Raw genomic sequence first — 12,108 nt, 5'->3', positions numbered from 1 at the left:
TACCCCTCAACTTTCGTTAAAATAGGGAGAAGATTTTAATCCTCCCCCTATACAGCAATTTTTATTTATTTTATCAGCTAATCTCCAAGAAAGATACAGTAATCTGCAATTTTCCTCAATATTCTATTGAGTTTTTATTAGATTATTCTGCAAGTTGCTCCTCGAAGTTTCTATATGTTTCACGAACGATTTCGTAGTCCTCTGATTTTGCTTCTGCGATACCTGTCCAGTTATATACATCACTCATAACCTGAATCATTTCTTCATCATCATTGAAGCTTAAGAAAGCTTCTTTGATCTTTTGAGTCCACTCATCGCTTAAGCCTTCACGTACAGAAATTGTATCGTTAGGAATTGGATCAGTGAATCCAAGAACACGAACTCTTTCTTTTACATCAGCATAGTCCTGCTCTACACGGTCACGAGCATCCTCATACGTAGTAGCAATATCAGCATCGTTATTTAGAAGTGCAATAAGAGCTGTATCATGTCCACCCACTACAAGCTGGGAGAAGTGAGCGTCTAGGTCTTCCACTCCAAGACCTAATAATTGTGACGCTGGGAATAAGAATCCTGAAGCAGAAGTTGGGTCAGCGTATGCCCAACGAATTCCTTCTTCGTTTACAAGGTCTTCTAAGCTCTGAATATGTTCTAGATCAGCGTCATTACGAATGCTGTATTGAGCACGGTAAGAAGTTTCACCGTCACGCACAGCTTTTAAAATAACCTCAACGTTTGCTCTTTCCTCTGCTTGAACAAATCCAAATGGAGGTAGGAAACCAATATCAACCTGACCCGTTCTCATAGCCTCAACAAGACCAACGAAATCTGTCATTACACGAGCATCAATGTCCACATCAAGAATCTCACTTAATCTTTCTTGTAACGGTTCAACAGTATCTGCAATTTTATCAGCGTCCTGTGAAGGAACAAAACCCATTGTTAGAGACGTTACATCACCATCACCTGAGCTACTACCACAAGCAGCTAAAACAAATACAAAAGCTAAAGAAAGCACAACTAATAACGATTTCTTCACAATTTTTCCCCCTAATTGTTTTTAAAAACCATGCTTGTCCTGCACGTGATATTTTAACACATTTTTCAACTAGTTGTCTTTAATTTACAAAATCTTAATCTTTGTAAAGCTCACAAGTATAATGTTCGCTTTCTACTGCAACTTATGTAGGAAACAGACAGCTAATAAAGTGAAGAATGAAGTTAAAACACAAAAATTATTATGTACTATTCAACAATGTTCGTCAATAGTTCAGATAGGATTTCTTTCAGTAGTCTTTCCTTTATTTATATTTTTTACTCACTGAGACTCAAATCCCATCTCAATAAATCCTAAACAGAATATGTTGACTAAATCCTCTTTTTGCTATAGCTTAAGATTTAGTGAACACAGGGAGGTACTAGCATGTTTAACCAAAATGAGTATTTTATTTTTGATTTGGACGGGACTTTGTATGAGGATACAAATCATTTTTCCTATTATGCTGAACAGCTGAAAAATGAGCTCGATAAACAGCACTGGGACGCTTTTGAGAAGGAATACGATCTCATTATTTCCGGCGATCATGCCGTGGCAATTGGTAGGATCTATGATGTAGTTAGAGATCAAATCGTCAGAGTAGATTCTAGCAGTATGAAAGTTATAGAGGCGTGGACATGGCAGGGAGAAGCTTTAGATCAAGATCAAATCAGTTCAGATTATCCAGCTCCTATTACATGTGACTTTGAAACAATGATTGCTATAGGAGACGGCTGGTGGCTGCCAAACGCTTGTGCTAAGCACTTTGGAGTAGTGGATACTTACTCAGCGTATGAGAAAACAAAAGAATACATGGCTGGAAGCGACTTTCAGCTTACTCGCATCCCAAGACTTCGCCAGGCATTACTTCACCTTAAGGGTAAGAAGCAAATTTGCTTACTAACTAACAGCCAAGAGGATGATGTACAAAGACTTTTAAATAGATTGGACCTTGAAGGCATTTTCGACGAAATTATTACAGAAGCACGGAAGCCTCAATATACAAGTAATCACTTTTCTAGCCTGCTAAAAAAACACAACTATTCTCCTGAGCAATGCGTATCAATTGGGGACAACTTCATTAATGAGATTGCTCCTGCCCTTCGTTTGGGAATAAAGACCGTGTTTATTGATATAAATGAGCTAGATTATCCAGAATATGACGGCATTAAAGTACAAAGTATTTCAGACATCTTAGATGATTTTTTAAGCTTGTAATAAGGTCTTTAGCAATTATTGTAAAAAACAAAAGAACCTTGGCTCTATTGCTTCATGGACTACATCCATAGATAGCTTAGATCCAAGGTTCTTTATTTTATAGCTGATTCCAGTGCTTATTGACCTTATACTTACGCACACCTACATACCAATATACTTCGCATAAAGAGACTTGGCTGTCGCGAGCTCCTCTGTCCCTTGTACAAGAACTCTTCCATCTGAAAAGAGCACCATCGTGTACGGATCCGTTTGAAAGCGAAGAAGAAATGGATTTCTCTCTACCTTGCCCGCTTTTTCTAGCCTTTTTTCCCATTCCACAAGATCTCTTTTTTCCACATGACGAGGGGTGATCTGAATCGTATCCCTACCACATAAAGTACTAAACTGATCCTCTTCCTGTACGGCTAATGCTGGATAGCGATCAAGCTGACACGTAATACAAGCATGCTTCGGCTTGCCCCATTTTATGAAATGCTGATGGGTATGCCACAAATCAATTGAAAGCATACTTTTGCGAATCGCCGCTTTATTTCCAGTCATCCATTTAATCGCTTCTAAAGCCTGCAAGGAAGCAATTACATCGATGATCGATCCAAGCACCCCTACTGTATCACAGGTTTCTGACGTCCCTCCTGCATCCTCAAATAAGCAACGTAAACAAGGGGTTTCATGAGGAATAAACGTTGCTTGCATGCCTCTTGTACTGACTGCCCCTCCATAAAAGAAAGGGATATTATGTTTAAAGCAGTAATCATTAATAAGAAATCGTGTCTGAAAATTATCTGTCCCATCTAAAATAAGGTCAACATTTTCAGCATACTTGGCAATGGTTAAAGCGGTAACATCTCCAACAATACCTTCTATTTGTACGGATGAATTTATCTTCCTAAGTTTTCTTTCCGCTGCAACGGCTTTAGGCAAACGCTCCTTAACGTCCTCCTCATCAAAGAGCATCTGACGCTGTAAATTACTCGCTTCGACGAAATCACGATCAACAAAGCGAACGAACCCCACTCCTGCTCTGACCATATGATTAGCCAATACGGTCCCTAAGGCCCCCATCCCAACGATCAGAACCTTACTTTCTCCAAGCTTTTTCTGACCGCTTTCTCCGATATGTGGGAACAATATCTGTCTTGAATATCTGCTCTGCATCATATCTTTATCCTCCGCTCACTGGTGGGATAATCGCTACCTCATCCTGTGCCTTGATTAGCTGCTCTTCGTCAGCAAATTCTTGATTAACAGCAAACAAAGCTTGATTTAAGTCAAGCTTAAGGCCATGGTGTTGCTCAATTAGATAGCTCTTTAATTCTTGTACAGTCAGTTCTTCAAATGGAACGGTAAGCTGATGTGTTTGTAATTTCTCTTGAATTCCAGCAAATAGTAAAACTCGAATCATGATAGCCTCCTCCAGTCTAGCTCCGGTTTCCCTGTTGGATAGGATATCGTTTCAAGCTGATTTCCAACCCAAACCTCTCCATCCTCCCAATGCTCTTTTTTCCATATAGGTACAATTTCCTTAATTCGCTCTATAGCATATCTAGACGCCTCATAGGAATCTGCTCTGTGAGGTGTTGATACGGCAATAACAACGGCTACATCTGAAATAGCCAATTGACCTACACGATGAGTAATAGCCACTCTAGTATCCGGCCAACGCTGCTGAATCTCAGCTCCAATTTGGCTCAGCTTTTTCACAGCCATGCTTTCATACGTCTGATATTCCAAATATAATGTACGTTTGCCATATGTTAGCTCTCTTACTGTTCCGATAAATGTATTGATTGCACCAGCATGTGGATGAACAACCTTATCGATAACTTGTTCAATTGAAATGGCTTCTGCTGTTATTGTAAACAGATTATCCATGCTTTCCCTCCTTTGAAAGGTAGCTCTCCATCCAGCTCATAATTCCCTCTTCATCCTCAATTAGAAACGCAGGACAAGTGGGGAAAAAAGATCCTATTTCTTCGTCTCGCAAACCATTTTGCTCCTTTTTATCCTCATTATCTCGCTCATTATAATACTTTAAGTCCTCTTCATTCCAAAAAAGGACGACTTCAATAGCTTCTAAAAGAGACAATAGCTTAAAATCAGCTGGATTACGGATAAGGAGCATCTTAGGATAGCTCTCTAGCTTATACCCTTCAACTATTATCATATCATACTGATCAATAATAGAAATATAGTGGATCAGTTGCTGTAATGGATGCTCCTGTTTATGGTTAGAAATAATTCCCATCCCATTAGGTGATTGAATAAGTGTTAAGGCAGCGCCGGCCTGTTGATGGCTCCAAGTATCCGTATTGGGTTGATCTAAAGAAAAACCGTGGGCATCATGCTTAATGGTTGCTACCTTTTTCCCCTTTTGACTTAACCAGTTCACAAGAAAGGATACCCATGTAGTCTTCCCACTATTTTTATAGCCCACCACCTGTAAAACATTTACGAAGTCCGGGGCATTAATCCCACTTTCAGACATGCTTATAGCCTTCCTCATACCGATCTAACCAAATAATTTCAAGCTCTTCCCCTTCTTTAAGCTCTCGTGTTCCTCCAGGGACAACCAGTAATGCATTGGCTTCAACTAACGCTGACGCTATACCAGATTTGTCTACCCCTATGGAGCTAACGACAACCTGTGAGCCTTGTAGCTCTGCCTTTGCTCTAGTAAATCTAGTGAAAGGATTTGGTTTTTTTATAGCATGGCTAAGCCTTGCTTTTGAGCGAGGTAAATGGGGAGCTTTTGAGCCACTAAAGGTACGTAAAACAGGTCTAGCAAATAACTCAAATCCTACAAAACAGGCTGCCGGATTTCCAGACAAGCCAAAGATCCATTTATCTCCTAACGTTGCTACCGTTGTTACACTCCCTGGACGCATAGCAATTTTATTAAAAAGGGTGTCAGCCCCTAACTTAGCTACAATGTCCTGTACATAATCAAAATCACCTACAGATGCCCCGCCAGTCGTTATCAAGTAATCCACTTTCTTTAAAGCTTCATTGATCTCCCTATAGCAAAGCTCAAAATCATCTGGCAATAGTCCATAAAATTGTGGAATTCCTCCTAGAGCCTTGATCTGGCTTTCTAACATATAGGAATTGCTATTGCGAATCTTACCAGGTTCAATTTCTGCTTCAACCGGTAACAGCTCAGTACCGGTTACAAAAATCCCGACGATAGGCTGCTTATAAACCTGCACCTCATGATAGCCAAACATCGCAAGCATAGCCATCTCACCAGCAGAAATCCTTCTCCCTTTGTGTGCTAAGATGGCCCCTTCTTGAACATCCTCCCCTTTTTCGGAGATATGCGTCCCCTTGGGAATTGGGCGATTCAGTCTAACCCAAACCTCTCCCTCTTTTTCCAACGTCTCACTTAATTCAAGAGCAAGAATGGCATCTGCTCCAATAGGAACCTGCGCTCCCGTCATAATCCGAGTTGCCTCATGACTTCCAACCTCTTTAGTAGCAACCTGTCCAGCGGCAATAGACTCAATTAGCTTTAATTCAATTGGATTCTCAAAGTTAGCCTCTAGCGTATCATCAGATCGGATCGCAAATCCGTCAAAGGCTGAACGATTAAAGTGTGGAATAGGGTGGTCTGCCACAATATCTTCAGCTAAATAACGTCCGATTGTATCCTTAAGCTGAACCCTCTCCGTTCCACCTGCTTTACTTTTTTCTATAACCCGGGAAATCGCTTCTGGTACAGGGATGGGTGTTCTCGTACTCATTAGCTTCAGCTCCTTCCTGTAAACTTTAATAAAGTTAAAGATTCTCTTTCCGTATCATCTCTTCATAATCCTTAGCATGGTTTAAATTATAAAAAGGGTCTTTCACCTCCGTCCAGCCCCTCCACTGATCTTCCTTAATCTCATGTACTTTTAATACTTCAAGGAGGTCTGCTAAACGCTTTTTGTTATTTTGTAATAAGGTATACAGAACACTAGGTCCACATCGATAAATCGCCGCTAATGGCTGATTATATGTACCCTCTTTAGGAACAAACGCTTCGTGAGCCAAATGATTCAAGCTATACGCTTTAAGCTTGGCTAATAACTCACTAGGAAAATAAATAAGATCACAAGCTAAAACAAAATAAGCTTGTGCTTCTATTTTATTCATTGCTGTATAGATTCCAGCTAACGGACCAAATCCTCGGATATTAGCTTGATCCATAACGATCAGTACTTTAAAACAATCCTTAAACATTTCAACGAAGAAGGGGTAATCCTCAGGTGCTACAACAATGACAATACTAGATGAGAAAGGAGAGACTACTTCGAACTGTCTCTCCACTAGAGTCTTTCCCTCCAACCTAAGTCGAGCCTTTGACTGCCCCATTCTCCTACTTGCTCCACCTGCTAAAAGAACACTTACAAATTCCTGTTGCTCCATTTTTGTCACCTAGCTTTCCTTATGGTCACATTGGATCACTCCATCAATCGTATAAATCAATTGGACGGATCTATCGTGCTGATCAATGGGCAATCGATTAAGGTAAAGCTGAAACGGAAAAACTAAGCCAACCAAGCACGCCGCTGGATCAGTCTGTTCCAAGGTACGATCATAGTAGCCTGCCCCATAACCAATTCTAAACCCTGCATGGTCGAATGCTAATCCAGGGACAATGATGAAACGAAGCTCCTCAACAGAAATCGACTCACATTGCTCGGGAATAGGCTCGGGAATCCCATAAAAAACAGTTTCCAGCTGCTCAAAGGAATCGACTCTATAAAAAGTAAGAGTTTTATCCTCCCTATTGCATTTCGGTAAATACACTGGCTTATTTTCAAGCCAAGCCTGTTTAATAATCTTGAGTGTATCTACTTCTTTTTCGACGGAGTAATATAAGGCAACATGAGGAGCCTTCTTCCAAGCTTCACTCATATACAGCCACTCATGAAGCAGGCTATTATATTGCTCAAAAATAGAATTGGGCAGTTGTTTTTTTTTCTGTATCATCTCTAAACGAATTTGCTGTTTTAATTGGACAATACTCATAGGCTTGCTCATCAACTTGTTCTCCTTGCTCTTTTCGTTATTCACGCTATCACCTGCTAAAAGTATCGATTTTACTAGCAAGTTTAAAATACAAATCAACAGGAACATTTATTTCATCTAAACGCTTGGGGTCATATCCTTAATAAGAGCAGTTGCCTTTAAATAGCTACCTGTGCCTTGGAGGATTTTTTGCTGCCAAGGTATAGAAGCACCAGGCTTAATATACGTATCAATTACTTTCTCTAATGCATCCTTCGATTGGTACAAAGCACCATAATCTTTTTCAATAGCATGATGCACCTGACTAGCAATAACGTCCGCTAATACGTAATTCTGCCAATAAACAGGATAATTCACAAACCAAGCGTTAGCCGCCCAGCGTGGTGTCTCATCATACTCGACTCCTAGAACTGTTCTCTCTATCTCAGCCAGAAGCTTGTTTAAGTCTTGATCTGGATTTTCGTAGCAGGCGTACTCAAATAAACAAAATGCCGTTCTTTGTCTTAGATAGTGAAACTGAGGACCGATTGCACCTTTTAAGATTTGGTTTACCTCTTGCTCCCGTATACCAAACGACTTAATCCAATCTGGATGATGAGTAATATATCCAAATGTTTCTGCCATTCCTTCGTTAAAGACACTTGGCTCTCTTCTCAAACCAAAATGCTCTTGTCCATTTAATAAGTGGTGCAACGCATGTCCCATCTCATGAAAGGATGTCCGATAATAGCTGTATCCATCCTTAGGATTCCCTAAAACCTTAACGGCATGACGACCAATCCCCATGCATAGCCCATTATATGGAATATCTACAAAAACCATTTCTAATCCAAGCTCTTTAAGATCGTAGCCCATTCCTTTGGCCCAATCATAAACTGATGACGTAATCTTCTCTCGTGGAAATGCAACTGTTGTATCTCCAGCTTGTTGATCTAAGATATATTGTACATCCCAAGGCTGAATCTGTTCAATGTTTAAGCTATCTGCACCTTGTCTTAAGTAGTCCTGATAATACCTTTGTGTCTCACCCGTTAATTCAGTGAGAATCCCCGTAACCTCCTGCTTGGTCATCCCTGCACCATCAAGAATTAAATCCACATATGTTTCATAACCTAGGTCGCGAGAAAGGCGATTTCTTAGCTTAAACAGTGCAAGCATCTTTTGTTCAATCTGCTCAGATAACTCCTGATTAGCAAGCCAAGCCTGTTTACGCAGCTCTGTATCGTGATTCCCTTTTATGTGGTTTCGGATTTCTCCTAGCTCAACTCTTTCTTCCCCATATTTATATTTGTGAGTCACTATTTTTTCATCCAGCTCTTGAACTAAGTCCATCACCTCAGGATGAGCTGAAACCTTTGCCTGTCTATTCAGGCTATTCCAAACCTCTACCCTTCTTTGAAGAAGTAAGTCCATCTCTTTATCTGACCATTTCTGAATGATTTCATGAAAAGTAGGATCTAGCGCAAGTCTTCCTCTCTCTTTCTTCAACTCCACAAGAGCAGGGTTTGGTTTTTTATCTAAAAATCTTTGATAGCTCAATTCACCAATACGTGTCGCTAATTTCTCCAGCTTTGCTTCATATTCATCAAGATAGCTTGTAAGCTCTTTTTCACTATTTATAGATCTCATATCTGCTCACCTCTTTAGTCGAATTTTTAGCATTAACCCAAAAAGAACCTTATGTATTAAACATTCTAGGCTTACTAAGCGAATCCTGCTTCTACATGTCTTATATAGTCACCAAATGAAGATGCACACATATACTATCATAGAATTAAGTATCGAACTTACTTTACCAGGCTCCTGCTGCTTAAGCTTATTTGATGGAATCATCCTTCCAATGATTAAAGGAACGGTTGAACAACGGCTTGAATAAAAAAAGAGTTGGGCTTTTTCCCAGCTCTTTTTTTATATGACTTAGAAATATATGAAGGTTTCTTTTAGACAATTAACATAATGCTACACCTAAACTTATTAGTAACCCTTATTAGTTACTACTTATTTTGCCCCCTAAGCTGATATAATCTGTAGCTGTGCTTGGCAATAACCTTAACGATGGCATACGTAGGTACAGCAATAATTAGGGCTAAGATCCCGCCTAACGTACCTGCCACTAACAAGAGCAAAATAATTGTTAGGGGATGTACATCTAACGCTTTCCCCATAATCTGTGGTGTAACAAGATTAGATTCGATTTGCTGGGCAATCACTACGACCACAATAACCCAAAACACCATGCTTGGAGAATCTAAAAACGCCACAATAAGAGCTGGAAATATCCCTATAAAAGGCCCCACAAAAGGAATCGCATTTGTAATCATGGCAACCAAAGCTAAAATTAAAGAGTATTCAATACCAATAATCAAGTAGCCAATATACACCATTATTCCGACACAAAGACAAACAAGGAATTGACCTTGTACATACGTGCTTAGCGCTTTATTCATGTCTCCAAGGATTGTTTTACCTTCCTTTGCATTTCTCTCTGGAAGGAATCTTAAAACCTGCTGAGGAGCCTTATTTCCCTCTAAAAGAAGATAGAACAAGATAAACGGAACGATGACGGCTATAATAACCACATTAGCAATGACACCAAAGACATTAGCTAAATTTTTTCCTATTGAGCTAAGAATCATTTCTGCGGAGCTCATAACACTATCAATAATATCATCTACATAAGGAGGAAAAGAATCTCTATTGCTTTGGAATGCATCCCACTCAGCACTCAGTGCTCTAACCATATTCGGTGTGTTTTCAATCAAATGATTAACCTGCGCTTGGAGAATAGGTCCAATCATAAAGGCAATTCCAACTAAAACAGCAATAAATGAAGCATATAAAAGTAAGATTCCAAGCACTCGTGGAACTTTTTTACTTACTAAGAAATCTATTAGCGGTCTAAACAAGTAAAACATGACTCCCGCAATTAAAAATGGGAAAAACAACTTCTGGATGGCCACGACGATCGGATAAAAAATAAAGCTTACCTTCGTCATTAACCAGATAATAAGCAGGATTAAAATAATCCCATAGCAAACTAAAAAGAACTTATTCTTCGGCATTCTCTATCCCCCAAACACAACTATGTACTATTCAATAGTTTACCATACGATTGATCCTCTTGGAATTTTATTTATAAGTATTAAGAAAAAGCTCATACAAAAAGTCCTCACTAATTTCAATAGTGAGGACTTTTTGCGCTTGTTGCGTTATGGATTATTGGTAACGACCACTAAGTTGTTGTTCAGCGATTTGAACAAGACGCTTAGTAATTTCTCCTCCAACAGAACCGTTAGCGCGAGAAGTAGTGTCTGGGCCTAATTGTACACCAAACTCTTGAGCAATTTCATACTTTAATTGATCTAGAGCTTGTTGAAAACCAGGAACTAATAATTGATTACTGTTGTTGCTTCTGTTTTGAGCCATGTCTTTATTTCCTCCAATGCTATATTCTTTTAGATCACGTTAGTACGTACATTGTAAGTAGTAATATGATCTCCTCCTGTTTAACAGGTGGATTCTTAATATTTGATAACTTAGCTTTTTTTATACCAAACATAAGAAATTTTTTTGAATATAGTTCAAGAGGAACTTTAAGACTGCTTCACTTTTTGAACAAATCGATGATTTGTTACTCTGAAGCCTTCATTAGAAATGTTCTCTAACACTTCCTCAATTTTTTCAGTCTCTACTTTTACAATGACACGCTCTAGGCTAGCAACATTTACATCAAAGTGAACCATACTTGCAATATTAGAATGAGTGGATGAGATTGCTTTAGCTAAACGAGCCAGCTGCCCTTTAGCATCAATGGATACAACCTCAATCAGATATCCATCACGATTATGTCCAAAAGCGGATTCAAACGCTTCAAAAATTTTATTTCTAGTTACGATTCCCATAAACTGTTGGGCACTATCAACAATCGGTAAGAAGTGAATGTCTAGCTTCTCCATCCTCAAAATAACTTCAAAAAAGTCTGTGCCTTTATCAACAGTTAGCACATTCTCCTTAACCAAAGGCCTAATTTCAGCTTGTAGAAATTCTTCCTTCTTTACTTCGTTATAAAAAAAGGATTCATATATACTACTTTCATGAATGACGCCAACAAAATGTTTGGCCTCATCAATAACAGGTAATGTTTTAAACGATCCTTCCTTCATTCTTTTTAAAATATCTTCTACTGAGTCTGTTTGTTTGGCTAATTCTAGCTTTTCCTTTGGGATCATGTACATTAATGCATTCATTTTGGTTTACCCTCCTCAGTCATTCATTGAACTTTTCAAGAAAATTCTTTACGTTTAATGGTGGAACAAATGAAATTAATATGATTTTCTTAAAAAATATGATTTTACTTATTAGATATATTCTATATTAGATATGTTCTATTTTTATTAGTCAATTTCCTTCCCCTTTCTTAATATTTCTTTATGTATATTCTAATCTCAGGTTCCGCATACTCTCTCAGTAAATGTCGAGAGTGGACGTCCTTGTTAGAGTTTTCGCCAACAAAAAACGACTTCTCAATTGAAGTCGTTTGGTTGGCCCGGCAACGTACTCCCGCACCGAGCGACACTTCCCCTGTCCACGCTCCGAGGTCGGCATCGGAACCTTCCTCTAATCATGGATGCCCTTCTCGAGTTGCTGCGATTCAGGTTCCGCATACTCTCCCAGTGAATGTCGAGAGTGGACGTCCTTCTTAGAGTTTTCGCCAACAAAAAAACGACTTCTCAATTGAAGTCGTTTGGTTTGCCCGGCAACGTCCTACTCTCCCAGGGGTAAAACCCCAAGTACCATCGGCGCTGGAAGGCTTAACGGTCGTGTTCGGTATGGGAACGCGTGTG

At 39.3% G+C, this 12,108-nt stretch carries 13 protein-coding genes and 1 rRNA gene; 1 reads left to right on the top strand and 13 read right to left on the bottom strand.

Annotation, left to right across the window (positions count from 1 at the left end; all coding sequences use genetic code 11):
- Positions 1-142 precede the first annotated feature (142 nt).
- Complete coding sequence (locus J2S11_RS18130; RefSeq protein WP_307396970.1) at positions 143-1,039, bottom strand: phosphate/phosphite/phosphonate ABC transporter substrate-binding protein; 897 nt, start codon at positions 1,037-1,039, stop codon at positions 143-145.
- Between the two features lie 384 nt (positions 1,040-1,423).
- Between J2S11_RS18130 and J2S11_RS18125 the strand changes: the two genes are divergently transcribed.
- The gene (locus tag J2S11_RS18125) at positions 1,424-2,254 is read left to right on the top strand and encodes an HAD family hydrolase (RefSeq protein WP_307396968.1); all 831 of its coding nucleotides are present in this window, start codon (positions 1,424-1,426) and stop codon (positions 2,252-2,254) included.
- A gap of 141 nt (positions 2,255-2,395) precedes the next feature.
- Here the strand turns inward: J2S11_RS18125 and J2S11_RS18120 are convergent, their stop codons facing one another.
- The 12 genes from J2S11_RS18120 to rrf all read right to left on the bottom strand — a co-directional run.
- Positions 2,396-3,412 (bottom strand): ThiF family adenylyltransferase, encoded by a 1,017-nt coding sequence (locus J2S11_RS18120; protein ID WP_307396967.1) that lies wholly within the window; start codon positions 3,410-3,412, stop codon positions 2,396-2,398.
- Positions 3,413-3,416: 4 nt separating this feature from the next.
- On the bottom strand, positions 3,417-3,656 hold the full coding sequence (gene moaD / locus J2S11_RS18115) for a molybdopterin converting factor subunit 1 (RefSeq protein WP_307396965.1): 240 nt from the start codon (positions 3,654-3,656) through the stop codon (positions 3,417-3,419).
- Positions 3,653-4,126 (bottom strand): molybdenum cofactor biosynthesis protein MoaE, encoded by a 474-nt coding sequence (locus J2S11_RS18110; protein ID WP_307396963.1) that lies wholly within the window; start codon positions 4,124-4,126, stop codon positions 3,653-3,655. The genes moaD and J2S11_RS18110 overlap by 4 nt, the downstream gene beginning before the upstream one ends.
- Positions 4,119-4,739, bottom strand: a complete 621-nt coding sequence (gene mobB, locus J2S11_RS18105; RefSeq protein WP_307396960.1) for a molybdopterin-guanine dinucleotide biosynthesis protein B — start codon at positions 4,737-4,739, stop codon at positions 4,119-4,121. Before mobB ends, J2S11_RS18110 begins: the two co-directional genes overlap by 8 nt.
- Positions 4,732-5,994: a molybdopterin molybdotransferase MoeA gene (locus J2S11_RS18100; protein ID WP_307396958.1), complete on the bottom strand. Its 1,263-nt coding sequence runs from the start codon at positions 5,992-5,994 to the stop codon at positions 4,732-4,734. Before J2S11_RS18100 ends, mobB begins: the two co-directional genes overlap by 8 nt.
- A gap of 34 nt (positions 5,995-6,028) precedes the next feature.
- Positions 6,029-6,658, bottom strand: coding sequence for a molybdenum cofactor guanylyltransferase (locus tag J2S11_RS18095; RefSeq protein ID WP_307396956.1), 630 nt, complete (start codon positions 6,656-6,658; stop codon positions 6,029-6,031).
- Between the two features lie 9 nt (positions 6,659-6,667).
- Positions 6,668-7,276, bottom strand: coding sequence for a 5-formyltetrahydrofolate cyclo-ligase (locus J2S11_RS18090; protein ID WP_307396954.1), 609 nt, complete (start codon positions 7,274-7,276; stop codon positions 6,668-6,670).
- A gap of 105 nt (positions 7,277-7,381) precedes the next feature.
- On the bottom strand, positions 7,382-8,893 hold the full coding sequence (locus tag J2S11_RS18085; RefSeq protein WP_307396952.1) for a M3 family metallopeptidase: 1,512 nt from the start codon (positions 8,891-8,893) through the stop codon (positions 7,382-7,384).
- Positions 8,894-9,258: 365 nt separating this feature from the next.
- The gene (locus J2S11_RS18080) at positions 9,259-10,326 is read right to left on the bottom strand and encodes an AI-2E family transporter (protein WP_307396950.1); all 1,068 of its coding nucleotides are present in this window, start codon (positions 10,324-10,326) and stop codon (positions 9,259-9,261) included.
- A gap of 154 nt (positions 10,327-10,480) precedes the next feature.
- Positions 10,481-10,690 carry an alpha/beta-type small acid-soluble spore protein gene (locus J2S11_RS18075; protein WP_307396949.1) on the bottom strand — a complete coding sequence of 70 codons (210 nt, stop codon included), beginning with the start codon at positions 10,688-10,690 and terminating at the stop codon, positions 10,481-10,483.
- A 167-nt stretch (positions 10,691-10,857) separates the two neighbouring features.
- Entirely contained in the window at positions 10,858-11,511 is a 654-nt protein-coding gene (locus J2S11_RS18070; protein WP_307396947.1) for a CBS domain-containing protein, read from the bottom strand.
- A 504-nt stretch (positions 11,512-12,015) separates the two neighbouring features.
- Positions 12,016-12,108, bottom strand: a 5S ribosomal RNA gene (rrf, locus tag J2S11_RS18065); the annotation flags it as partial.

Origin of the sequence: Bacillus horti, from assembly GCF_030813115.1 — a bacterium.
GTDB lineage: Bacteria > Bacillota > Bacilli > Caldalkalibacillales > JCM-10596 > Bacillus_CH > Bacillus_CH horti.
The sequence above is the reverse complement of the archived record's forward strand: the minus strand, read 5'-3'. Positions and strand labels throughout refer to the sequence as shown.

Excerpts from the sequence above, each read along its gene's own strand:
- J2S11_RS18085 (WP_307396952.1), bottom strand. The coding sequence starts at position 8,893 with ATGAGATCTATAAATAGTGAAAAAGAGCTTACAAGCTATCTTGATGAA.
- J2S11_RS18095 (WP_307396956.1), bottom strand. The coding sequence starts at position 6,658 with ATGGAGCAACAGGAATTTGTAAGTGTTCTTTTAGCAGGTGGAGCAAGT.
- J2S11_RS18100 (WP_307396958.1), bottom strand. The coding sequence starts at position 5,994 with ATGAGTACGAGAACACCCATCCCTGTACCAGAAGCGATTTCCCGGGTT.
- J2S11_RS18125 (WP_307396968.1), top strand. The coding sequence starts at position 1,424 with ATGTTTAACCAAAATGAGTATTTTATTTTTGATTTGGACGGGACTTTG.
- mobB (WP_307396960.1), bottom strand. The coding sequence starts at position 4,739 with ATGTCTGAAAGTGGGATTAATGCCCCGGACTTCGTAAATGTTTTACAG.
- J2S11_RS18110 (WP_307396963.1), bottom strand. The coding sequence starts at position 4,126 with ATGGATAATCTGTTTACAATAACAGCAGAAGCCATTTCAATTGAACAA.
- J2S11_RS18120 (WP_307396967.1), bottom strand. The coding sequence starts at position 3,412 with ATGATGCAGAGCAGATATTCAAGACAGATATTGTTCCCACATATCGGA.
- J2S11_RS18090 (WP_307396954.1), bottom strand. The coding sequence starts at position 7,276 with ATGAGCAAGCCTATGAGTATTGTCCAATTAAAACAGCAAATTCGTTTA.
- J2S11_RS18075 (WP_307396949.1), bottom strand. The coding sequence starts at position 10,690 with ATGGCTCAAAACAGAAGCAACAACAGTAATCAATTATTAGTTCCTGGT.
- J2S11_RS18070 (WP_307396947.1), bottom strand. The coding sequence starts at position 11,511 with ATGAATGCATTAATGTACATGATCCCAAAGGAAAAGCTAGAATTAGCC.
- moaD (WP_307396965.1), bottom strand. The coding sequence starts at position 3,656 with ATGATTCGAGTTTTACTATTTGCTGGAATTCAAGAGAAATTACAAACA.
- J2S11_RS18080 (WP_307396950.1), bottom strand. The coding sequence starts at position 10,326 with ATGCCGAAGAATAAGTTCTTTTTAGTTTGCTATGGGATTATTTTAATC.